Here is a 22,568-nt window from a genome sequence, read left to right on the forward strand (position 1 = left end):
ACATTGTTCTAATTTTTGATATAATAGTCAGCAGGAAAGAAAGTCTTATGGTGTTCTTCAAGCGAGCTTGGGATAGTGGGAGCCAAGTAGAACAAAATAAAGAACTGGCGCTTTCTGTAGTATTTTCAAAAACAATGAAGTAATAAATTAGGGTGGAACCGCGTTTCTGACGCCCCTAGTCGCAAGGCTTGGGTGTTGAAATTCGGTTCTTTTTGAATTCGTCTAATGCCTAAGTAGAAAGGAGCATAATGCTTAAAGGATCTTGTTTATGTAAAGCAGTGACCTACACTCTAGATGAGGAATTATCGGAATTAGTTTTTTGTCATTGCTCATTTTGTCGGAAAGCAACTGCGTATGCCTATACAGTTAATGCTAAAGTTAGCAGTGAAAAGCTAGTATTGCATGGAAGAGAAAAGCTTGTTTCCTATAGTTCTTCTCCAGGAAAACAGCGTTATTACTGCCAGAACTGCCATAGTCAAATTTTCACTGTTCAAGAAAATATACCAGAAGTCTGTGCTTTGAAATTAGGTACAATAGATGAAAGCGATCAGAATTTACAAACTGTTCCCAAACGTCATATTTTTCAGGACCCAGCCTTTTCTTGGTTGCTTGAAAAATAAATCTAAGAAGATAATATAAATTAAAGGAGTAAACAATGTCTAAGAAATTAACATTTCAAGAAATTATTTTGACTTTGCAACAATTTTGGAATGACCGAGGTTGTATGCTTATGCAGGCTTATGACAATGAAAAAGGTGCGGGGACAATGAGTCCTTACACTTTCCTTCGTGCTATCGGACCTGAGCCATGGAATGCAGCGTATGTAGAGCCATCACGTCGTCCTGCTGACGGTCGTTACGGAGAAAATCCTAACCGTCTTTACCAACACCACCAATTCCAAGTGGTTATGAAGCCATCTCCATCAAACATCCAAGAACTTTACCTTGAGTCTTTGGAAAAATTGGGAATCAATCCTTTGGAACACGATATTCGTTTCGTTGAGGACAACTGGGAAAACCCATCAACTGGTTCAGCTGGTCTTGGTTGGGAAGTTTGGCTTGACGGTATGGAAATTACTCAGTTCACTTACTTCCAACAAGTAGGTGGATTGGCAACTGGCCCTGTGACGGCGGAAGTTACTTATGGTTTGGAACGTTTGGCTTCTTACATCCAAGAGGTTGACTCTGTTTACGATATTGAGTGGGCTGATGGTGTAAAATACGGAGAAATCTTCATCCAGCCTGAGTACGAGCATTCAAAATATTCATTTGAAATTTCTGATCAAGAAATGTTGCTTGAAAACTTTGATAAGTTTGAAAAAGAAGCTGGTCGTGCCTTGGAAGAAGGATTGGTGCACCCTGCCTATGACTATGTTCTCAAATGTTCACATACCTTTAACCTGCTTGATGCGCGTGGTGCCGTATCCGTAACCGAGCGTGCAGGCTATATCGCTCGTATCCGTAATTTGGCCCGTGTTGTAGCCAAAACCTTTGTCGCAGAACGCAAACGCCTAGGCTACCCACTTTTGGATGAAGCAACACGAGCTAAACTCTTAGCAGAAGACGCAGAATAAAGAGAGTGACAAATTACGAAAATGGGCGAACAGAGTGAGCCCTGAGCCAGTTGCCGCAGTGATGAAGGTATCCTTAGTGAAACTAAGGATACTAGGCAAAATTGGAGACTTTTGGCTCCAATTTTAGCAATGAAACAACGAAGTTGGTTGCTTGCGTGCCAATCACATAAGGCAAACTGGAAAATAAAAAGATATTTTTCGGAGAAAAAACATGACAAAAAACTTATTAGTAGAACTCGGTCTTGAAGAATTACCAGCCTATGTTGTCACACCAAGTGAAAAACAACTAGGCGAAAAAATGGTAGCCTTCCTCAAGGAAAACCGCCTGTCTTTTGAAGCTATTCAAACCTTCTCAACACCACGTCGTTTGGCTGTTCGTGTAACTGGTCTTGCAGACAAACAGGCTGATTTGACAGAAGATTTTAAGGGGCCAGCAAAGAAAATTGCCTTGGATAGTGATGGAAACTTCACAAAAGCAGCTCAAGGATTTGTCCGTGGAAAAGGCTTGACTGTTGAAGATATTGAATTCCGTGAAATCAAGGGTGAAGAATATGTCTATGTCACTAAGGAAGAAGTTGGTCAAGCAGTTGAAGCCATTGTTCCTGGTGTTGTAGATGTCTTGAAGTCCTTGACTTTCCCTGTCAGCATGCACTGGGCTAACAATACCTTTGAATATATCCGTCCTGTTCACACTTTAACTGTTCTTTTAGACGAAGAAGAGTTTGATTTGGATTTCCTTGATATCAAGGGAGGTCGTGTGAGCCGTGGTCATCGTTTCTTGGGACAAGAAACTAAGATTCAGTCAGCATTGAGCTATGAAGAAGACCTTCGTAAGCAGTTTGTAATCGCGGATCCTCGTGAACGTGAGCAAATGATTGTTGACCAAATCAAAGCAATCGAAACTGAGCATGGTGTACGTATCGAAATTGATGCTGATTTGCTGAATGAAGTCTTGAACTTGGTTGAATACCCAACTGCCTTTATGGGAAGTTTTGATGCCAAATACCTTGAAGTTCCAGAAGAAGTTTTGGTGACTTCAATGAAAGAACACCAACGTTACTTTGTTGTTCGTGATCAAGACGGTAAACTCTTGCCAAACTTCATTTCTGTTCGTAACGGAAACGCAGAGTATTTGGAAAATGTCATTAAAGGAAATGAAAAAGTCTTAGTAGCTCGCTTAGAAGACGGTGAATTCTTCTGGCGTGAAGACCAAAAATTGGTGATTTCAGACCTTGTTGAAAAATTAAACAATGTAACCTTCCATGAGAAAATTGGTTCCCTTCGTGAACACATGATTCGTACTGGTCAGATTGCTATTCTCTTGGCAGAAAAAGCTGGTTTGTCAGCGGATGAAACGATTGACTTAGCCCGTGCAGCAGCCATTTACAAGTTTGACTTGTTGACAGGTATGGTTGGTGAGTTTGACGAGCTCCAAGGAATTATGGGTGAGAAATATGCCCTTCTTGCTGGGGAAACTCCAGCGGTGGCAGCTGCTATTCGTGAACACTACATGCCTACTTCAGCTGAAGGAGAACTTCCAGAGAGCAAGGTCGGCGCAGTGCTTGCCATTGCAGACAAATTGGATACGATTTTGAGCTTCTTCTCAGTAGGTTTGATTCCATCAGGGTCTAATGACCCTTATGCTCTTCGTCGTGCAACTCAAGGTGTAGTTCGTATCTTGGATGCTTTTGGTTGGCACATTGCTATGGATGAGCTGATCGATAGCCTTTATGCTTTAACATTTGACAGCTTGACTTATGAAAATAAAGCAGAGGTTATGGACTTTATCAAGGCTCGTGTTGATAAGATGATGGGCTCTACTCCAAAAGATATTAAGGAAGCTGTACTTGCAAGTTCGAACTTTGTTGTGGCAGATATGTTGGAAGCAGCAAGTGCTCTCGTAGAAGCAAGCAAGGAAGAAGACTTCAAACCATCTGTGGAATCACTTTCTCGTGCTTTTAACTTGGCTGAAAAGGTAGAAGGAGTTGCAACAGTTGATTCAGCACTTTTTGAAAATGACCAAGAAAAAGCTTTGGCGGAAGCAGTAGAATCACTTATTTTATCAGGATCTGCCAGTCAGCAATTGAAACAACTCTTTGCTCTTAGCCCAGTCATTGATGCATTCTTTGAGAATACCATGGTTATGGCTGAAAATGAAGCAGTCCGTCAAAATCGTTTGGCAATCTTGTCGCAATTAACCCAGAAAGCAGCTAAACTTGCACGTTTTAACCAAATCAATACCAAATAAAATCTGTTGAACGGATTAAATCTTATCTTAAAGGAGAGAAACATGGATCCTAAAAAAATTGATCGTATTAACGAGCTTGCCAAAAAGAAAAAAACAGAAGGCTTGACCCCAGAAGAAAAAGTAGAACAGGCCAAACTACGTGAGGAGTACATAGAAGGTTATCGTCGCACTGTTCGTCACCACATCGAAGGGATCAAAATTGTGGACGAAGAAGGAAACGATGTTACACCAGAGAAACTACGTCAAGTCCAACGTGAAAAAGGATTACATGGTCGTAGTCTCGATGACCCAAATTCATAATAAATATTCTTTCTTTTAATAAGGATAGATAAAATAATAACCAAAAGACTAGCAGTTTTTGTCTGCTAGTCTTTTGTCACTTAAAAAGGAACCAAAATGGTTCCTAAAAGTATTAGTTACTTGCGCCAGATGTAGCGTCTGCGCCACCTCCGTGACCTCCAGCATCACCTGCATCAGAAGCTCCAGATGTAGCATCTGCATCGCCGTGACCATGTCCGCCAGCAGGAGCTGCAGCATTTCCACCGACTAGACGTTGACCAGTTGTATTGAGGTACCAGTCAAGCCATGGTTGGAAATTAAAGATGATTTCATTAATTCCGGCATATGAACCATCTGGATAGTACATTGCTTGGTAATTATGGGTATTAATAACACCTTCAGGTGTTCCTGGCACAATTGTACGGACATATTCTTGGTCCCCGTTTCGCAATACGCCGACAACCCATTCAACATTTTTCATTCTAGAATCTGGCAATGTACCGTGTACTGTTCCTAATCTATTTCCTGATTGAGCACGGACACGTTTACCAAACATTGTATCTGGGTCTTGGTGTGCGTTATTAAAGTACAAGAATTGATTATTATCATCTGCAAATGTCAATTCAAATGGCATTGCTTTCAAGAACATGTCAAGTTGGTTAACTGTCAAGATACCGTGGTCTAATTTAACGTAAGTATCTCCAGAAACAGCTCCAACAAGTTCAGCAGCTTTTTCTACCCATTCAGGATCATCTGGATCAACACCTTGGATAGTAGTTGCAATTGAATTTGTACAATATAAATCTTCTGGCTCAATTGGTTTTGGTTTTTTCAATTTTGAAACGACTCCCACATATTTTACAAAGTTGTCCAAACATGTTTCAAGGAAATTAACAGTTCCTTCATTCGTGATATTTCCATTAACATCAAAAGCTTCTTTAGCTTTACCAAGAAGGAATTCATTTCCTGGAAGAGTGTAGGCATTGACACCTGGAGCGTCAAGAATCTTACGAAGGTGAACTTGGGCACGAGAAGTACCTTGGTCGTAGTAAGAAGCTCCCACAATCATGACTGGCTTGTTTTCAAATGGATGAACCTCGTATGAAAGCCATTCAAGAACTGATTTAAGAGAAGCTGAGATTGTGTGGTTGTGCTCAGGAGTAGCAATAATGACACCATCAGCACGCGTAATTCTGTTATACAAGAGACGCAATTGGAAACTTTCGTCCCATTTTTCGTCTTGGTTAAACATTGGAACTTCGTCAATTTCAAGAACTTCTAATTCAAATTTAAGTTTGAAGTGACGACGGATAAATTCCAAGAGTTTACGGTTATATGATTGATCGTAGTTTGATCCTACAAGTCCAACAAATTTCATTCTTTTTGGTCTCCTATCTTACAAATTTTCCCAGTCAAAGTCTTCAGCATCTTTGCGCAGTAATTCTTGTGCATTGCGCAATTTTTCAGTGATTTTTACAAAGATACGGAAGTCGTCAAAAGTAGCATCCAGTTTTTTGATAACATCAAGATCTACTAAATCTCCACTTGGGTTGAAGGCTTGAAGAGAATGTGAAAGCAAGAATTCATCTGGAAGGACACTTGCTTTAATTTCTGGAGCATTCAAGATTTGGCGAAGTTGCATTTGAGCACGTGATGAACCAAGTGTACCGTAAGAAGCACCAGTAATCATGATTGGTTTGTTTAAAAGTGGGTAAATACCGTATGACAACCAAGCAAGAGCGCTCATCAAAACAGCTGGGATAGAGTGGTCATACTCAGGAGTACCGATAATAACGCCATCTGCCTCTTCAATTTTAGCAGCAATTTCTAAAATTTCAGCAGGTACTTGCTTGTCAGCTGGTTTATTGAAGACAGGAATGTCTTTAATTTCAACAAGTTCAATTTCAGCTTTTTCAGCAAAGTGTTTTTGCATGTATTGAAGCAATTGGCGGTTTGTAGAACGTTTTGAATTTGTTCCAACAATAGCAATAAGTTTTAACATGAGATTTCCTTTCTCTTTTTACATAATACGATTTTAAAACTCCATTGAAACATCTATTTCTATAGAGTAGGAATTCCTGAGGAACAGCTTAGGTGACCTTCTTTATCGATGAGGATAGCTTCGATGCCCTCTAAACTTTCGACTTGCCAGAGGATGGAAGCGGGGCTTTCTCCAAAGAGTCGAGTTGTCCATATTTCACCATCGACTGATTTATCAGAGATGATTGTTAGACTAGCTAGTTCCGTTTCAACAGGATATCCTGTTTGACTGTCAAAAATATGATGGTAATCTTTTCCATCGACAGTCAGGTGACGTTCGTAAATGCCTGAAGTCACGACAGATTTATTGACAATAGGGATGGTCATTAAGTGATTTCCCCTCGGATTAGCTGGGTCTTGAATCCCGATTTGCCAAGGCTGATTTCCTCTTGCCTGATTTTTTCCAATAGTCAGGATATTCCCTCCCAGATTGATCAAGGCAGATGTTACTCCCTCTTCTCTCAGAAATTGGGCAACTTTATCTGCACTATAACCCTTGGCTAAACAACCAAGATCAATCTTCATTCCTTTTTGTTTCAAAAACACAGTGGAAGTGGAGGAGTCTAACTCGATATAATGAGGATTGATTAAAGGTAGCACCGATTCAATTTCTTGAGGCTGGGCAACTTTGGCATCTGAAAAACCAATGCGCCAGGTTTGAATCAAGGGACCAATGCTGATGTTGAGATGACTAGAGGGCGCTAGGCTATGCTCTAATCCAAGTGAAATCAGTTCGAACAGGTCTGGATGAACCTTGACGGGAGCTATTCCAGCTTGATGATTGATTTCCATCAATTCAGATTCTTGACTATTGGCATTGAAGCGGTATTCAAGCTCTTTGAGCAAATCAAAGGATTTTTGGAGCAAGCTATCGGCTTGCTCATCTACTAATGAAATAGTGATAGTAGTCCCCATTAGCCGTTCGGAATGTGAACTAAGAGGCAAGCTATCAACTCCTTTCTCTTATGAAAAGAAGGCTGAAATATAGTAAATTTATATTAAGTTTAACCCCTTACATTTTCTTTCCATGATACTAGCATACCATAAAGTCAGCGTTTTCACAAATAAAATTTGTAAACTTGTCAAGAAATATGCTCAGAAAATAAAGAGTAATTGTAAGAAAGGCTGATAAAATACAGATTATTTACATTTTTTTACAAAAAAATCGGGAAAATTAGCTAAACTCTTGTAAACGCTAACAGTAAATGTTATACTAGAAGAGTAAATTTAAAATTGAAGGTAGGAATTTTTCTATGAGTAAAATCGTTGTAGTTGGTGCTAACCACGCTGGTACAGCATGTATTAATACTATGTTGGATAATTTTGGTAATGAGAACGAAATCGTTGTATTCGACCAAAACTCTAACATCTCTTTCCTAGGATGTGGAATGGCCCTTTGGATCGGTGAACAAATTGACGGTGCTGAAGGCTTGTTCTATTCTGATAAAGAAAAATTGGAAGCTAAGGGTGCTAAGGTTTACATGAATTCACCAGTTCTTTCAATCGACTATGATAACAAAGTAGTTACAGCTGAAGTTGAAGGAAAAGAACACAAAGAATCATACGAGAAATTGATTTTTGCTACGGGTTCTACACCAATCTTGCCACCAATCGAAGGTGTTGAAATTGTTAAAGGAAACCGCGAATTTAAAGCAACTCTTGAAAACGTACAATTCGTGAAATTGTACCAAAATGCTGAAGAAGTTATCAATAAACTTGCTGACAAGAGCCAACACCTCGACCGTATCGCCGTTGTTGGTGGTGGTTACATCGGTGTTGAACTTGCTGAAGCCTTTGAGCGTCTTGGAAAAGAAGTTGTCCTTGTTGATATCGTTGATACTGTTTTGAACGGTTACTATGACAGAGACTTCACACAAATGATGGCGAAGAACTTGGAAGACCACAACATTCGCTTGGCTCTTGGTCAAACTGTTAAAGCAATTGAGGGTGACGGTAAAGTTGAACGCTTGATTACTGATAAAGAAACTTTCGATGTGGATATGGTTATCCTTGCAGTTGGTTTCCGTCCAAATACTGCTCTTGCTGATGGTAAGATTGAACTCTTCCGTAACGGTGCTTTCCTTGTAAACAAGAAACAAGAAACTTCACTTCCTGGTGTATTTGCTGTTGGCGACTGTGCGACTGTTTATGACAACGCTCGTAAAGACACAAGCTACATCGCACTTGCTTCAAACGCAGTTCGTACTGGTATCGTTGGTGCATATAACGCTTGTGGACATGAATTGGAAGGAATCGGTGTTCAAGGTTCAAACGGTATCTCAATCTACGGTCTTCACATGGTTTCAACTGGTTTGACTCTTGAAAAAGCTAAAGCTGCTGGTTACAACGCAACTGAAACAGGCTTTAACGATCTTCAAAAACCAGAATTCATGAAACATGATAACCATGAAGTAGCAATCAAGATTGTCTTTGACAAAGATAGTCGTGAAATTCTTGGTGCACAAATGGTTTCACATGACCCTGCGATTAGTATGGGAATTCACATGTTCTCACTTGCTATTCAAGAGCATGTAACAATTGATAAATTGGCATTGACAGACCTATTCTTCTTGCCACACTTCAACAAACCATACAACTACATCACAATGGCTGCCCTTACAGCTGAAAAATAAAAATGAATGAGCTATCTGGCCTTAAGTTAAGGCCAGATAGTTTTTTAACCATTCTGTACCCACACAATTATGTTTTTTTTATCTTGTGATTCATTCTAATCTAACATAAAATGAAATGGTAGCTACCAATACAAACAATGAGGATAAAGAAATGACTGAAAATCGTTATGAACTAAATAAAAACTTGGCACAGATGCTCAAGGGTGGGGTTATCATGGACGTTCAAAATCCTGAACAGGCCCGTATTGCAGAGGCTGCTGGTGCGGCTGCTGTTATGGCCTTGGAACGAATTCCGGCTGATATCCGTGCTGCTGGTGGGGTTTCTCGCATGAGTGACCCAAAGATGATTAAGGAAATCCAAGAAGTGGTTAGCATTCCAGTAATGGCTAAGGTCAGAATTGGGCATTTCGTTGAAGCTCAGATTTTAGAGGCTATTGAAATTGACTATATAGACGAGAGTGAAGTTCTATCTCCTGCTGATGACCGTTTCCATGTGGACAAGAAAGAATTCCAAGTTCCTTTTGTCTGTGGGGCTAAGGATTTGGGTGAAGCCTTGCGTCGTATCGCTGAAGGTGCTTCTATGATTCGTACAAAAGGAGAACCGGGTACAGGAGATATTGTCCAAGCTGTTCGTCATATGCGTATGATGAATCAGGAAATTCGCCGCATTCAAAATCTACGTGTGGACGAACTTTATGTTGCTGCTAAGGACTTGCAAGTCCCTGTAGAATTGGTTCAATACGTCCATGAGCATGGGAAATTGCCAGTTGTAAACTTTGCTGCTGGGGGAGTTGCAACGCCAGCAGATGCTGCGCTGATGATGCAATTAGGGGCAGAGGGTGTCTTTGTTGGTTCAGGTATTTTTAAGTCAGGAGATCCTGTTAAACGAGCGAGTGCTATTGTCAAAGCGGTGACTAATTTCCGAAATCCTCAAATCTTGGCTCAAATCTCTGAAGATTTAGGAGAAGCCATGGTTGGTATCAATGAAAATGAGATCCAAATCCTCATGGCTGAGCGAGGAAAATAGATGAAAATCGGAATATTGGCCTTGCAAGGGGCCTTTGCAGAACATGCAAAAGTGCTAGATCAATTAGGTGTCGAAAGTGTTGAAATCAGAAATCTAGATGATTTTCAGAAACATCAGAGTGATTTGTCGGGTTTGATTTTGCCTGGTGGAGAGTCTACAACCATGGGCAAGCTCTTACGAGACCAAAACATGCTACTTCCCATTCGAGAAGCAATTCTATCTGGCTTGCCAGTATTTGGAACCTGTGCAGGTTTAATTTTGCTGGCTAAGGAAATTTCTTCTCAGGAAGAGAGTCATCTAGGAACTATGGATATGGTGGTTGAGCGAAATGCCTATGGGCGCCAACTAGGGAGTTTCTATACGGAAGCAGAATGTAAGGGAGTCGGTCAGATTCCAATGACCTTTATCCGTGGTCCAATTATCAGTAGTGTTGGAGAAGATGTAGAAATTCTAGCAAGAGTTGATAATCAAATCGTTGCAGCCCAAGAAAAAAATATGCTGGTAACTTCTTTTCATCCAGAATTGACTGATGATGTGCGCTTGCACCAGTACTTTATTAATATGTGTAAAGAAAAAAGTTGAGATTGAATTTCTCAACTTTTTTACATGTAATAAACAATGGCGATGTATTGGAGGGCAGATGCTGCTAGGATAAAGAGATGCCAAATCATGTGGAAATAAGGTTTTTTCTTGGCGTAAAATCCAGCTCCAAATGTATAACAAAGTCCGCCAGTTACCATGAGACTCCAGAAAATTGGCGTTGTTTGACTGATAATGGCAGGAATGATAGTCAGAACCAACCAGCCCATAATCAGGTAAAGAGCAAGGCTAAATTTCTCATTGACTTTTTTAGCAAAGATTTTATAGAGAATACCAAAGATGGTCGTTCCCCACTGGATGGCAATAATTAGATAGCCAAACCAGTTATTCATTAAGGTCAAGACAACGGGCGTGTATGAGCCAGCAATGGCAACATAAATCATAGAATGGTCAATAATTCGCAAGACATATTTGTGGGTCGAACCATAGGCCATAGAGTGGTAAATGGTGGATGAGAGGAACATGAGAAAGAGACTAATAACGAAAATGGAGACACCGATAGATGATAAAAATCCGTGTGTCTCATAACTATAGGTGGATGAAATAGGTAGTAAGATGAGCATGATGACTGCACCTACGGCATGGGTCACGCTATTAGCAATTTCCTCTCCAAAACTGAGTTGTTTGCTGAGTTTTAGGCTTGTATTCATTAGATTTCCTCCTCTTGAGTATGATGGATTAAGGCTAGAGTTTGATGATAGAGTTTAACGGTTTGGCAGCTGGTTTGTATAATAGGATTAGCTGGATCAATTCCTTGGTTCATGTAGTCCACAAAAGCATCGTAGAGTTGCTCTGAACTTGCTTGAGTTTGCAGAGTATTAAGTGTCTGAGCTATTTCTTGAATAGAGAATACCGACTTGAGGGTTGTGATAGCAATCAGACGGGCAATCTGTTGGCGTTGGTATTTTTTTTTGTCAGGCTTTGTCAGGTAACCATGTTTCACATAATTGTTGACCATAGATGCTGTCAGGCCCTTGTCTTTATCAGGAGAGATAGGGGCGCAGACCTGATTGACATAGAGTAAAACCTGGTCCAGATAGAGGTCAATGTTTGGAATTTCTGCCCATTTTGGGAAGGAAAAGGTGGTTTTCATTTCCAACTCCTTTTTATCTAGTTTTAATAACTAGATTATAAAATAACAAAAACAGAAAGTCAAGTTTTAACTGCTTGTAGAAAGACTTAAATTATGCTATGATGGGAGAAACTAGTCAGAAATGAGGAGAAAAGATGGAGATTCGTTTAGCTTTTCCAAATGAAGTAGATGCCATCATGCAGGTGATGGAGGATGCTAAAAAATGTTTAGCAGATGCTGGTAGTGACCAGTGGCAAAATGGCTATCCAAATGCTGATATTATTATTGAAGATATTATCTCAGGTCAAGCCTACGTAGCCTTGGAAGAGGGAGAACTACTAGCTTATGCAGCTGTGACCAAGAGTCCAGAGGAAACCTATGAAGCCATTTATGAAGGAAAATGGCAAGCTGGAGAGTCAGAGTACATAGTCTTTCACCGTATTGCTGTGGCAGCAGATGTCCAGGGACAAGGAGTTGCTCAAACCTTCTTAGAGGGCTTGATTGAAGGTTTTGACTATCTTGATTTTCGCTCAGATACGCATGCTGAAAACAAAGCTATGCAACATATTTTTGAAAAACTTGGTTTTAAACAGGTTGGTAAAGTGCTTGTTGATGGCGAACGCTTGGCCTATCAAAAATTAAAGAAATAATGCAAAAGAAGTACGCAAAAATGTTCTATTCTTCGCCAATAGGAACCTTGTCTTTGGTTGCCGACGAGCAATATCTGTATGGCGTTTGGGTGCAGGAGCAGAAGCATTTTGAGAGGGGACTAGTAGATGAGACGATAGAAGCAGTTGTTAGTCATCCCATTTTAGACCCAGTTATTGCTTGCTTAGATGCTTACTTTAAAGGCAAGCCTCAGGATTTATCCGACTTGCCTTTGGCTCCAATCGGAACGGATTTTGAAAAGCGAGTTTGGTCCTATTTACAGAGAATTCCTTATGGTCAGACAGTGACCTATGGACAAATAGCCCAAGACCTGCAAGTGGCTTCTGCTCAAGCAATTGGTGGGGCAGTGGGGCGCAATCCTTGGTCTATCCTAGTACCTTGTCATCGTGTGCTAGGAGCAGGTAAGCGTCTGACAGGGTATGCTGCAGGAGTGGAAAAGAAAGCTTGGCTCTTGGAGCATGAAGAAGCAGATTTTAAAGATATAAAATAGAAAGTGAAAGATATGTTAGAATTTATCGAATATCCAAAATGTTCAACTTGTAAAAAAGCAAAACAAGAATTAAACCAACTCGGTGTGGACTACAAAGCTGTTCATATCGTCGAAGAAACACCTAGCCAAGAAGTCATTTTAAACTGGCTAGAAACCTCGGGTTTTGAGTTGAAGCAATTTTTCAACACCAGTGGAATCAAATACCGTGAATTGGGGCTGAAAGATAAGGTAGGAAGCTTGTCAAACCAAGAAGCAGCTGAGTTGCTAGCAAGTGACGGTATGTTGTTAAAACGGCCAATTTTAGTAGAAAATGGAACTGTTAAGCAAATCGGTTATCGAAAACCCTATGAAGAATTGGGATTGAAATAGTTTTTATCTATCTCTTTGATAGATAAAATATATAGCCTCCCTGTTTCAAAGTATGATAAACTAGTAGGTAGATAAAGTCTGTATCTGACCGTAGCAAATAATTTCATTGACGGCAGAAGTATGGTAGAATGAATCATTATCAGGAGAGGATGTTTTTATGAATGTTACAACGATTTTAGCATCAGATTGGTACCAAAACTTGATGCAATTGATTCCGGATGGCAAGCTTTTTAGCTTGCGTTCGGTCTTTGATGGAATCCCGAGAATTGTCCAACAACTTCCAATAACGATTATGTTGACCATTGGTGGTGCTCTTTTTGGCTTGGTTTTGGCGCTTCTTTTTGCCATTGTGAAGATCAATCGTGTCAAAATTTTATACCCCTTGCAGGCCTTCTTTGTTAGCTTCTTAAAAGGGACACCGATTTTGGTGCAACTCATGTTGACCTACTACGGAATTCCTTTGGCTTTGAAAGCTCTCAATCAGCAATGGGGAACTGGTTTCAATATCAATGCGATTCCAGCCGCTGCTTTTGCAATTGTCGCCTTTGCCTTTAATGAAGCAGCTTATGCTAGTGAAACCATTCGTGCAGCCATTCTCTCAGTCAATCCTGGTGAGATTGAGGCGGCACGCAGTCTGGGGATGACCCGAGCGCAAGTTTATCGTCGCGTGATTATTCCAAATGCGGCCGTTGTGGCGACTCCAACCTTAATCAATTCCCTAATCGGCTTGACCAAAGGAACTTCTCTAGCCTTTAGTGCGGGTGTTGTGGAAGTCTTTGCCCAAGCTCAGATTTTGGGTGGAGCTGATTACCGCTACTTTGAACGCTTTATCTCCGTTGCCCTTGTTTATTGGGTAGTCAATATCGGAATTGAAAGCCTTGGTCGTTTCATCGAGAGAAAAATGGCTATTTCTGCACCCGATACAGTGCAAACAGATGTGAAAGGAGACCTTCGTTAATGATTAAGATTTCGAATTTAAGCAAATCCTTTTCAGGACAGACTGTCTTGGATCATCTGAACTTGGATATTCAAAAAGGGGAAGTTGTAGCCTTGATTGGTTCTTCAGGAGCTGGAAAATCAACCTTCCTTCGTAGTCTCAATTATCTTGAAACACCTGACAGTGGCTCTATTCAGATTGATGATTTCTCAGTTGATTTTTCTAAAATCACTCAAGAAGAAATCCTTGCCCTACGCCGTAAGTTGTCTATGGTTTTCCAACAGTTTAATTTGTTTGAACGCCGAACAGCACTTGATAATGTGAAAGAAGGCTTGGTTGTTGTCAAGAAATTATCCGACCAAGAAGCAACCAAGATTGCCAAGGAAGAGTTGGCTAAGGTTGGGCTTTCAGACCGTGAAAACCATTATCCTCGCCATTTATCAGGTGGACAGAAGCAACGGGTTGCCCTAGCGCGTGCACTTGCGATGAAACCAGATGTCTTGCTCTTAGACGAACCAACTTCAGCCCTTGATCCAGAATTGGTCGGCGAAGTAGAAAAGTCTATTGCAGATGCTGCTAAGTCAGGTCAAACCATGATTTTGGTTAGTCATGACATGTCCTTTGTAGCTCAAGTTGCGGATAAGATTCTCTTCCTAGATAAGGGGAAAATCATTGAGTCTGGAACACCGGATGAGATTATCCACCATCCTAAAGAAGAGCGAACAAAAGAATTCTTCGCTAGTTACAAACGGACTTATATTTGATATAATAGATAAAGAAAAACTCAGTTAGCTGGACTAGCTGAGTTTACTCTTTAAAAAAGATAGAAATGAGAGAAATCATGCTACTGCAACTATTTTCTTTATATTTCGAGAGTTTGATCTTGACCACCATCCTCGTCCTGATTTTTTTAGGGATTTGGATTGGACTGAGAGCCATGTCGGGAGTTGATAAGACAGCCAAGGCTCGCCAAGCCCATCTCTATGATATGATTATGATTGGTGTTTTGGTTGTTCCAGTATTATCCTTTGCGGTTATGAGTTTAATTCTTGTTTTCAAGGCATAATCCTTGCGTGATTGACAAGAAAGAGTTAGAATAAAGATAGTTACAACAAGAAAGAAGGAAACTATATGTACGATACTATTATTATCGGTGCTGGACCTGCAGGTATGACTGCAGCCTTGTATGCTGCTCGAAGCAATCTGAAAGTAGCCTTGATTGAAGGTGGTCTGCCAGGTGGTCAGATGAATAATACATCTGATATTGAAAATTACCCTGGATACGCTAATATTAGTGGGCCAGAATTGGCAGAAAAGATGTTTGAACCGCTTGAAAATCTTGGTGTTGAGCACATTTATGGTTATGTTGAAAATGTCGAAGACCATGGTGATTTTAAGAAAGTGATGACTGATGACCAAACATATGAAACTCGTACCGTTATCGTAGCGACTGGCTCTAAACACCGTCCTTTGGGAGTACCTGGAGAAGAAGAACTGAACAGTCGTGGTGTTTCTTACTGTGCCGTGTGTGATGGTGCTTTCTTCCGTGACCAAGATTTGTTGGTAGTTGGTGGCGGAGATTCAGCTGTCGAAGAAGCCCTCTTCTTGACTCGTTTTGCTAAGACTGTTACCATTGTTCACCGTCGTGACCAACTTCGTGCCCAAAAGGTTTTACAAGACCGCGCCTTTGCGAATGAGAAAATCAGCTTTATCTGGGATTCTGTAGTGAAGGAAATCAAGGGAGAAAACCGAGTAGAATCTGTCGTCTTTGAAAATGTGAAAACAGGTCAAGTGACAGAGCAAGCCTTCGGTGGCGTCTTTATCTATGTTGGATTAGACCCTCTTAGCGATTTTGTTAAAGAATTGAATATTCAAGATCAGGCTGGCTGGATTGTGACAGACAACCACATGAAAACTGCAGTTGATGGTATCTTCGCAGTTGGAGATGTTCGCTTGAAAGACCTTCGCCAAGTGACAACAGCAGTTGGAGATGGCGCTATCGCAGGTCAAGAAGCTTACAAGTTTATTACAGAACATAGTTAATCATAAAAAAGTTTCCAATCAGATGACTGGAAACTTTTTTTATAGTCTATTTCGGAAAACTTCGTACATGAGAATGGCTGCAGCAACACTGGCATTAAGGCTTTGAACATGTCCATTCATGGGAATAGTAATCATTTCATCGACCTGTTTTTTGATGTTGGTAGAGATGCCTTTTCCTTCATTTCCGATGATGAGGGCGATTTTTCCTTTTGTATTCCACTTATGGCAAGGAGTACCGTTCATATCTGTTCCAAAGGTCCAGAAGCCTTCACCCTTGAGTTTGTCTAGAGTTTGGCTCAGATTGGTTACGCGGGCAATTGGAACGTGTTCAATAGCACCTGTGGCTGTTTTAGCAACGACAGGAGTAACTCCGACAGCACGGTGCTTGGGAATGATGACTCCTGAAACATTGGTCGCATCAGCGGTTCTTAAGATGGAGCCTAAGTTGTGAGGATCAGTTAACCCGTCCAGAATCAATAGCAAAGGATTTTCTTCTTGACGTGTTTTGGTAAGAATGTGATCTAGCTCGCTATAGGCAAATTCAGATACTCGTAGAACAAAACCTTGGTGGACAGCACCTTCAGTCATCTCAGAGAGGGATTTTTTTGAAGTCCAAGAAATGGACACCTTCTTTTCTGTAGCCAGTTCCTTGACTTTTTCAACATTCTTACCTCGGAGATCTTCTTGGAGGTAGAGTTTGTTTCCAGTATTTGCAAGGAGGGCTTCGGTAACGGCATGGACGCCATAGACAATATCATTTGTTTTCATGCCTCTATTATAACACAAAACCCCGTCTTGCAACGGGATTTTCTTTATTCTAGAATTAGTAAACCATCTTTAACTGCAAATGGGTCTTTTTCATTGATACGATCGTAAAACATGATACCGTTAATGTGGTCAATTTCATGCTGAACAACGATGGAGTTGTAGCCTTTGAGTTTGATACGGTGTTTTTCTCCATCCTTGTCAAAGTAGTCAACAGTAACGCGAGCATGGCGGACTACATAGCCAGGAACGTTGCGGTCAACAGATAGGCAACCTTCTCCTTCGCCAAGAGCAGCGTCTTGAACCGAGTGAGAGACGATTTTTGGATTGTACATAATAGCTTGCAAGTCGTAAGCTTCCTCTGGAGTTTCGCCTTCTTCGACAATGTTTGGCACCAAAACAGCGATAATGCGTTTTGAGATATCTAATTGAGGAGCAGCAAGTCCAACACCACCGCGGAGCCCCATCTTTTCAGCCATGACAGGATCTTGGGAATGTTTGAGGAATTGCATCATCTTTTCACCGAGAATGATTTCCTGGTCAGACAAGGGGAAAGTGACTTCCTCAGCAACCGCGCGTAGAGTTGGATTTCCCTCGCGGATAATATCTTTCATATCAATTAAGTGAGCAGCTTTTGTAATACGTTCTATTGCAGACATTTTCTCTCCTTTCATTACCTCTACATGATATCACAAAATGACAAGGATTGAAAGTATTACAGCCTTTAGGATTTATAGAAAATAGATAGGAAGTTCAATTCAATTGTGAAAGAAATACTTATCTGTGATATAATAAAAAGAAAAGGCTTGCATTAGAAAGTAGGGAGAATGAAGATGCAAAGAAGACAAGATAGACATAAACGTGGACCAGTTTTTCATTTTGTGAGAGGCTTTGTAAACTTTTTTAGGAGTTATCGCAAGTGGAGCAATAAGGGATTTGTGGCGATACTCTTGCTAGCAGTTGCTTTATCAATGGGCTTGGTCTTGTTGTTTGAAAGCTTCCAAGGAATCCCCTTAACCAGTCAAAAAAAGGATGCCATTTCTCAAGAAGCAAATAAGACCAATCAAAATACTAAAGATCAGGAAGAGGAAAAAACTGCTAGAATTATGGCCAATGGGGACCTCCTTTATCATATTCCTATTTATCGTTCGGCTTTAAAAGAAGATGGGACCTATGATTTTCATGAGAATTTTGATTATGTGAAACCATGGCTCAAACAAGCAGACCTAATTATAGGTGATTTTGAAGGTACTGTGAACAAGGACCACTATTTGGCAGGTTATCCCCTATTTAATGCACCTGGTGAAGTTATGGATGCCATCAAGGATGCCGGTTATCAAGTGCTAGACTTGGCGCATAACCATATCCTAGATTCACAAATAGAAGGTGTGGTTTCAACAGCAGATGCTATTGAGAAGGCAGGAATGACACCTATTGGAGTGTATACGCATGAGTCACGTGATCAAGCTCCACTGGTTATCAAGGAAGTGAACGGCATCAAGGTTGCACTTTTAGCCTATTCTTATGGTTTTAATGGAATTGAGCAAAGTATTTCTCAAGAAGACTATAACCGCTATCTTTCAGACCTAAATGAAGACAAGATGAAGGCTGAAATTGAACGAGCAGAGAAGGAAGCAGATATCACCATTATCATGCCTCAGATGGGTGTGGAGTATCGCTTGGAACCAACTGAAGAACAAAAGGCTCTTTATCACAAGATGATCGATTGGGGAGCGGATATTATCTTTGGAGGGCACCCTCACGTAGTTGAACCATCTGAAACGGTTGAAAAAGATGGGGACAAGAAACTCATTATCTATTCAATGGGGAACTTCATTTCCAATCAACGAATTGAAACCATGCAAGATGAAGAGAATGCTAAGTGGACAGAGCGCGGCGTGCTCATGGATGTGACTATTAAGAAAAAAGCCGGTAAGACGACAATCGAAACTGCAAAAGCGCATCCTTCTTGGGTAAACCGTACACCAAAAGGAACCTATTCTCCAGAAGGTTATCCACTATTCCTATACCAAACTTATATCTTAGAAGATTTTATCGAGGGTGGTAGTCATCGTGACCAGTTAGATGAAGCGACTAAGGAACGAATTGATACAGCCTACAAAGAAATGAACGAACATGTGGGATTGAAGTGGGACTAGCTTGAATCCAGAGGAAAGTAAATGACGATTAAGGTAATTGCAACAGATATGGATGGGACCTTGCTGGATGCTAGAGGCCAGCTTGATCTCCCACGTTTGGAAAAGATTTTAGATCAGTTGGATAAAAGGGGTATTCGTTTTGTCATTGCGACTGGGAATGAAATTCACCGCATGAGGCAACTACTGGAGCACTTGGTCGATCGGGTGGTTCTGGTTGTTGCAAACGGTGCTCGTATTTTTGAAAACAATGAACTGATTCAGGCTCAGACTTGGGATGATGCCATTGTCGATAAGGCTTTGGCTCATTTTAAGGGTCGAGCGTGTCAGGATCAGTTTGTTGTAACGTCTATGAAGGGTGGTTTCGTCAAAGAAGGTACGATTTTTACAGACCTTGAAAGTTTTATGACTCCAGAAATGATTGAAAAATTCTACCAACGGATGCAATTTGTGGACGAATTAACCTCTGACCTCTTTGGTGGTGTGCTCAAGATGAGTATGGTTGTTGGTGAGGAACGTTTGAGTTCGGTCTTGGAAGAAATCAATGACCTCTTTGATGGCCGTGTTCGTGCTGTATCGAGTGGCTATGGTTGCATTGATATCCTTCAAGCTGGAATTCATAAAGCATGGGGCTTGGAAGAATTACTCAAGCGCTGGGACTTGACCTCCCAACAAATCATGGCTTTTGGTGACAGTGAAAATGATGTTGAAATGCTTGAAATGGCTGGAATTGCCTATGCGATGGAAAATGCTGATGATAAAGCCAAAGCTGTGGCGACTGCTCTAGCGCCAGCCAATAGCCAAGGAGGAGTTTATCAAGTCTTGGAGAACTGGTTAGAAAAAGGAGAATGAAGTGGCAGTACAGTTATTAGAAAATTGGCTCCTAAAGGAACAAGAAAAAATCCAAACCAAGTATCGTCACTTAAATCAGGTTTCTGTTGTAGAGCCAGACATTCTTTTTATTGGGGATTCCATTGTCGAATATTATCCTCTGCAGGAACTATTTGGGACTGCAAAGACGATTGTCAATCGAGGCATTCGAGGTTATCAGACAGGGCTGTTATTAGAGAATCTGGATGCGCATCTGTACGGTGGGGCGGTAGATAAAATTGTCCTTTTAATTGGGACGAACGATATCGGAAAAGATGTGCCTGTGAATGAGGCTCTCAATAATCTCGAATCTATCATACAATCCATTGCTCGCGATTATCCACTGACAGAGATAAAATTGCTTTCCATTTTGCCAGTCAATGAGGGCGAGGAGTACAAGCAGACAGTCTATATCCGCACGAATGAAAAAATTCAGAAATGGAATCAAGCCTATAAAGAACTTTCCTCTGCCTATATGCAGGTAGAATTTGCGCCAGTTTTTGATAGTTTGACAGACCAGGCAGGCCAACTCAAAAAAGATTATACAACTGATGGGTTGCACCTTAGTGTTCCCGGTTATCAGGTTTTGACAAAATCTTTGAAAGACTATCTTTTGTAGTTAATTGCTTTCCTTTTTGCATTTTTGAGTTAGATAAGGTATAATGGTTTTATTGTCTTTTGGGGTCGTTACGGATTCGACAGGCATTATGAGGCATATTTTGCGACTCGTGTGGCGACGTAAACGCTCAGTTAAATATAACTGCAAAAAATAACACTTCTTACGCTCTAGCTGCCTAAAAACCAGCAGGCGTGACCCGATTTGGATTGCTCGTGTTCAATGACAGGTCTTATTATTAGCGAGATACGATCAAGCCTTGTCTAGCGGCTTGATAAGAGATTGATAGACTCGCGGTTTCTAGGCTTGAGTTATGTGTCGAGGGACTGTTAAACGAATACATAACCTATGGTTGTAGACAAATATGTTAGCAGATGTTTGGACGTGGGTTCGACTCCCACCGGCTCCATTGATAATTTACATTGTTTTGTAAATCTTTCTAAAACGTTGTTTTTACAACGTTTTTTATTTTATTCTTTGGTATTCTTTTGCAAAAAAAGAATACAACATTTTGTTGTATCCTAAATATTAAATCAAGTCCTGAATTTTCTTAAGTTTTTATCATATTTTCTGTTATAATTAAGGTGCCTTAAGAAAAATAATGAAAAAACTAAATGTTTTTCATATAGTTTTCATTGTTTTAATAGTTTAAAGTCAATCTTATTTTTCTCTAATAGAAAATAATGAAAAAGTAGGTTTAGAAAGAGGTAAGTATCTATGTCTTCTCATAAAAAAGTGTCACTCTCTGAGATTAATCAATCTATCGATACTCCAAATAACAATCATTTCTGGCAAAATTTAAATGCCTTTTTAGGTCCGGGTGCTCTTGTCGCAGTTGGTTATATGGATCCAGGAAACTGGATTACCAGTGTAGTCGGTGGTGCTTCCTATAAGTATAGTCTCTTGTTTGTTATCTTGATTTCATCTCTCATTGCCATGCAACTTCAGCAGATGGCAGGAAAGCTTGGTATTGTAACCCAGATGGACCTGGCTCAAGCAACGGCTCATCATTCACCTAAATGGCTTCGTTATAGTCTATGGGTGATTTTAGAATTAGCCTTGATGGCGACAGATCTGGCAGAAGTTCTAGGTTCAGCGATTGCTCTCAATCTTCTCTTTAAGATTCCGATTATGATAGCAATTCTCTTGACCGTGTTGGATGTTTTTCTCTTATTGCTTCTGATGAAATTTGGCTTTAAGAAGATTGAAGCTATTGTGACAACACTGATTTTAACCATTCTAGCAATTTTTACCTATCTGGTAGCTTTGTCACATCCAAGCTTCCAAGGAATCGTTGAGGGTTATCTACCGAATGCAACCTTATTTGAAAGTCCCTTGCCAGGGCATGAAAGTCAATTAACCTTGGCACTAGGGATCGTGGGAGCAACGGTTATGCCCCATAACCTCTATTTGCATTCTTCCTTGTCTCAAACTCGGAAAATCAATCACAAGGACAAGAATGATGTTCGAAAAGCCGTGCGCTTTATGACCTGGGATTCAAATCTCCAATTATCCTTGGCCTTTGTGGTTAACTCCCTTCTATTAATTCTCGGGGCGGCTCTCTTTTTCGGCCATGCATCTGAGATTTCTGCCTTCTCTCAAATGTATAATGCCTTGCAGGATTCTACTATTGCAGGAGCTATAGCTAGCTCGACCTTATCAACCTTGTTTGCCTTGGCTTTATTAGCCAGTGGTCAAAATTCGACAATTACGGGTACCTTGACTGGACAAATCGTTATGGAAGGTTTCTTGCATATGAGATTACCTCAATGGTTCATTCGTTTGGCAACTCGTCTCTTTGCCTTGTTGCCTGTCATGATTGTAGCGGTTCTGTTTGGTCATCAGGAAAAAACATTGGATCAGTTATTGGTTTATTCACAAGTCTTTCTTTCGATTGCTCTTCCATTTTCAATCTTCCCACTGATTTATCTAACTTCTAAGAAATCACTGATGGGAGAATTTACCAATGCCAAATGGAATACCATCCTTGGCTATATCGTTTCCATTATCTTAACAATTCTCAATGTGAAATTGTTATTTGATATTTTCTAAGAAATTCACCCGAGTTATAAAACAAGCATATAAGAAAAAAGATACCCAAGATTGTACTGCACCCCAAAAGTTAGACAGAAAAAATCTAACTTTTGGGGTGTTTTATTATGAAATTGAGTTATGATGATA

25 protein-coding genes and 1 other RNA gene are annotated in these 22,568 nt (G+C 40.4%); 19 read left to right on the plus strand and 7 right to left on the minus strand.

Translation table 11 applies throughout. The features are described 5' to 3' along the window. The first annotated feature begins 248 nt into the window (after nt 1-248). The 4 genes from N8M16_RS08070 (at nt 249) to N8M16_RS08085 (ending at nt 4,121) form a co-directional block, all read left to right on the plus strand. Nucleotides 249-620: a GFA family protein gene (locus tag N8M16_RS08070; protein ID WP_261069958.1), complete on the plus strand. Its 372-nt coding sequence runs from the start codon at nt 249-251 to the stop codon at nt 618-620. Nucleotides 621-655: 35 nt separating this feature from the next. Continuing rightward, nucleotides 656-1,573 (plus strand): glycine--tRNA ligase subunit alpha, encoded by a 918-nt coding sequence (gene glyQ / locus N8M16_RS08075; RefSeq protein ID WP_261069959.1) that lies wholly within the window; start codon nt 656-658, stop codon nt 1,571-1,573. Nucleotides 1,574-1,784: 211 nt separating this feature from the next. Continuing rightward, entirely contained in the window at nt 1,785-3,821 is a 2,037-nt protein-coding gene (glyS, locus tag N8M16_RS08080) for a glycine--tRNA ligase subunit beta (RefSeq protein WP_261069960.1), read from the plus strand. Between the two features lie 42 nt (nt 3,822-3,863). Beyond that, nucleotides 3,864-4,121, plus strand: coding sequence for a DUF896 family protein (locus N8M16_RS08085; protein WP_000371299.1), 258 nt, complete (start codon nt 3,864-3,866; stop codon nt 4,119-4,121). Nucleotides 4,122-4,233: 112 nt separating this feature from the next. Here N8M16_RS08085 and N8M16_RS08090 read toward each other — a convergent pair whose 3' ends face one another. Genes N8M16_RS08090 through N8M16_RS08100 form a run of 3 tightly spaced genes read right to left on the minus strand, consistent with a single transcriptional unit; the run spans nt 4,234 to nt 7,085 of the window. Further along, entirely contained in the window at nt 4,234-5,478 is a 1,245-nt protein-coding gene (locus N8M16_RS08090; RefSeq protein ID WP_020903506.1) for an NAD(P)H-dependent oxidoreductase, read from the minus strand. 18 nt (nt 5,479-5,496) lie between these two features. Beyond that, the gene (locus N8M16_RS08095) at nt 5,497-6,102 is read right to left on the minus strand and encodes an NADPH-dependent FMN reductase (RefSeq protein WP_000915952.1); all 606 of its coding nucleotides are present in this window, start codon (nt 6,100-6,102) and stop codon (nt 5,497-5,499) included. A 59-nt stretch (nt 6,103-6,161) separates the two neighbouring features. Further along, nucleotides 6,162-7,085, minus strand: coding sequence for an FAD:protein FMN transferase (locus N8M16_RS08100; RefSeq protein WP_261069961.1), 924 nt, complete (start codon nt 7,083-7,085; stop codon nt 6,162-6,164). Between the two features lie 308 nt (nt 7,086-7,393). Here N8M16_RS08100 and nox point away from each other — a divergent pair, with 308 nt between their 5' ends. From nox to pdxT, 3 genes are all read left to right on the plus strand, one after another. Further along, nucleotides 7,394-8,773, plus strand: coding sequence for a H2O-forming NADH oxidase (gene nox, locus N8M16_RS08105; protein WP_049500112.1), 1,380 nt, complete (start codon nt 7,394-7,396; stop codon nt 8,771-8,773). A gap of 151 nt (nt 8,774-8,924) precedes the next feature. Then, on the plus strand, nt 8,925-9,800 hold the full coding sequence (gene pdxS, locus N8M16_RS08110; protein WP_261069962.1) for a pyridoxal 5'-phosphate synthase lyase subunit PdxS: 876 nt from the start codon (nt 8,925-8,927) through the stop codon (nt 9,798-9,800). Continuing rightward, nucleotides 9,801-10,382, plus strand: coding sequence for a pyridoxal 5'-phosphate synthase glutaminase subunit PdxT (gene pdxT / locus N8M16_RS08115; RefSeq protein ID WP_261069963.1), 582 nt, complete (start codon nt 9,801-9,803; stop codon nt 10,380-10,382). A gap of 20 nt (nt 10,383-10,402) precedes the next feature. On the opposite strand, the gene trhA is transcribed toward pdxT, so the two are convergent. Together trhA and N8M16_RS08125 are read right to left on the minus strand one after the other, a co-directional pair. After that, nucleotides 10,403-11,050, minus strand: a complete 648-nt coding sequence (trhA, locus tag N8M16_RS08120) for a PAQR family membrane homeostasis protein TrhA (protein ID WP_261069964.1) — start codon at nt 11,048-11,050, stop codon at nt 10,403-10,405. Beyond that, nucleotides 11,050-11,493 (minus strand): DUF1836 domain-containing protein, encoded by a 444-nt coding sequence (locus N8M16_RS08125; RefSeq protein ID WP_261069965.1) that lies wholly within the window; start codon nt 11,491-11,493, stop codon nt 11,050-11,052. The genes trhA and N8M16_RS08125 overlap by 1 nt, the downstream gene beginning before the upstream one ends. 134 nt (nt 11,494-11,627) lie before the next feature. On the opposite strand from N8M16_RS08125, the gene N8M16_RS08130 reads away from it, so the two are divergent. The 7 genes from N8M16_RS08130 (at nt 11,628) to trxB (ending at nt 15,980) form a co-directional block, all read left to right on the plus strand. Continuing rightward, on the plus strand, nt 11,628-12,122 hold the full coding sequence (locus N8M16_RS08130) for a GNAT family N-acetyltransferase (RefSeq protein WP_261069966.1): 495 nt from the start codon (nt 11,628-11,630) through the stop codon (nt 12,120-12,122). Further along, nucleotides 12,122-12,631: a methylated-DNA--[protein]-cysteine S-methyltransferase gene (locus tag N8M16_RS08135; RefSeq protein WP_049492194.1), complete on the plus strand. Its 510-nt coding sequence runs from the start codon at nt 12,122-12,124 to the stop codon at nt 12,629-12,631. The genes N8M16_RS08130 and N8M16_RS08135 overlap by 1 nt, the downstream gene beginning before the upstream one ends. Nucleotides 12,632-12,643: 12 nt before the next feature. Further along, nucleotides 12,644-13,000 (plus strand): arsenate reductase family protein, encoded by a 357-nt coding sequence (locus N8M16_RS08140; protein WP_000889092.1) that lies wholly within the window; start codon nt 12,644-12,646, stop codon nt 12,998-13,000. A 157-nt stretch (nt 13,001-13,157) separates the two neighbouring features. After that, complete coding sequence (locus N8M16_RS08145; RefSeq protein WP_001103445.1) at nt 13,158-13,958, plus strand: amino acid ABC transporter permease; 801 nt, start codon at nt 13,158-13,160, stop codon at nt 13,956-13,958. Next, nucleotides 13,958-14,701: an amino acid ABC transporter ATP-binding protein gene (locus N8M16_RS08150; RefSeq protein WP_000590982.1), complete on the plus strand. Its 744-nt coding sequence runs from the start codon at nt 13,958-13,960 to the stop codon at nt 14,699-14,701. Before N8M16_RS08145 ends, N8M16_RS08150 begins: the two co-directional genes overlap by 1 nt. 77 nt (nt 14,702-14,778) lie before the next feature. Continuing rightward, entirely contained in the window at nt 14,779-15,003 is a 225-nt protein-coding gene (locus N8M16_RS08155) for a DUF4059 family protein (RefSeq protein ID WP_000926599.1), read from the plus strand. Between the two features lie 65 nt (nt 15,004-15,068). Further along, nucleotides 15,069-15,980: a thioredoxin-disulfide reductase gene (gene trxB, locus N8M16_RS08160; RefSeq protein ID WP_000272298.1), complete on the plus strand. Its 912-nt coding sequence runs from the start codon at nt 15,069-15,071 to the stop codon at nt 15,978-15,980. A 39-nt stretch (nt 15,981-16,019) separates the two neighbouring features. Here trxB and rlmB read toward each other — a convergent pair whose 3' ends face one another. Both rlmB and def read right to left on the minus strand, forming a co-directional pair. Continuing rightward, the gene (gene rlmB, locus N8M16_RS08165) at nt 16,020-16,748 is read right to left on the minus strand and encodes a 23S rRNA (guanosine(2251)-2'-O)-methyltransferase RlmB (protein WP_261069967.1); all 729 of its coding nucleotides are present in this window, start codon (nt 16,746-16,748) and stop codon (nt 16,020-16,022) included. A gap of 44 nt (nt 16,749-16,792) precedes the next feature. After that, nucleotides 16,793-17,404 (minus strand): peptide deformylase, encoded by a 612-nt coding sequence (gene def / locus N8M16_RS08170; RefSeq protein ID WP_001272936.1) that lies wholly within the window; start codon nt 17,402-17,404, stop codon nt 16,793-16,795. Between the two features lie 174 nt (nt 17,405-17,578). Between def and N8M16_RS08175 the strand changes: the two genes are divergently transcribed. The 5 genes from N8M16_RS08175 to N8M16_RS08195 all read left to right on the plus strand — a co-directional run bounded on the left by N8M16_RS08175 (nt 17,579) and on the right by N8M16_RS08195 (nt 22,439). Further along, nucleotides 17,579-18,904, plus strand: coding sequence for a CapA family protein (locus N8M16_RS08175; protein ID WP_001189732.1), 1,326 nt, complete (start codon nt 17,579-17,581; stop codon nt 18,902-18,904). Nucleotides 18,905-18,925: 21 nt separating this feature from the next. Then, the gene (locus N8M16_RS08180) at nt 18,926-19,753 is read left to right on the plus strand and encodes an HAD family hydrolase (protein WP_000153517.1); all 828 of its coding nucleotides are present in this window, start codon (nt 18,926-18,928) and stop codon (nt 19,751-19,753) included. Between the two features lies 1 nt (nt 19,754). Further along, nucleotides 19,755-20,390 carry an SGNH/GDSL hydrolase family protein gene (locus tag N8M16_RS08185; protein WP_000290664.1) on the plus strand — a complete coding sequence of 212 codons (636 nt, stop codon included), beginning with the start codon at nt 19,755-19,757 and terminating at the stop codon, nt 20,388-20,390. Nucleotides 20,391-20,451: 61 nt separating this feature from the next. Further along, nucleotides 20,452-20,799: a transfer-messenger RNA gene (gene ssrA, locus N8M16_RS08190) on the plus strand. 305 nt (nt 20,800-21,104) lie between these two features. Continuing rightward, the gene (locus N8M16_RS08195) at nt 21,105-22,439 is read left to right on the plus strand and encodes an Nramp family divalent metal transporter (RefSeq protein ID WP_000094601.1); all 1,335 of its coding nucleotides are present in this window, start codon (nt 21,105-21,107) and stop codon (nt 22,437-22,439) included. Nucleotides 22,440-22,568 lie beyond the last annotated feature (129 nt).

The sequence above is a fragment of the Streptococcus mitis genome, from assembly GCF_946188375.1.
Taxonomy (GTDB): domain Bacteria; phylum Bacillota; class Bacilli; order Lactobacillales; family Streptococcaceae; genus Streptococcus; species Streptococcus mitis_CX.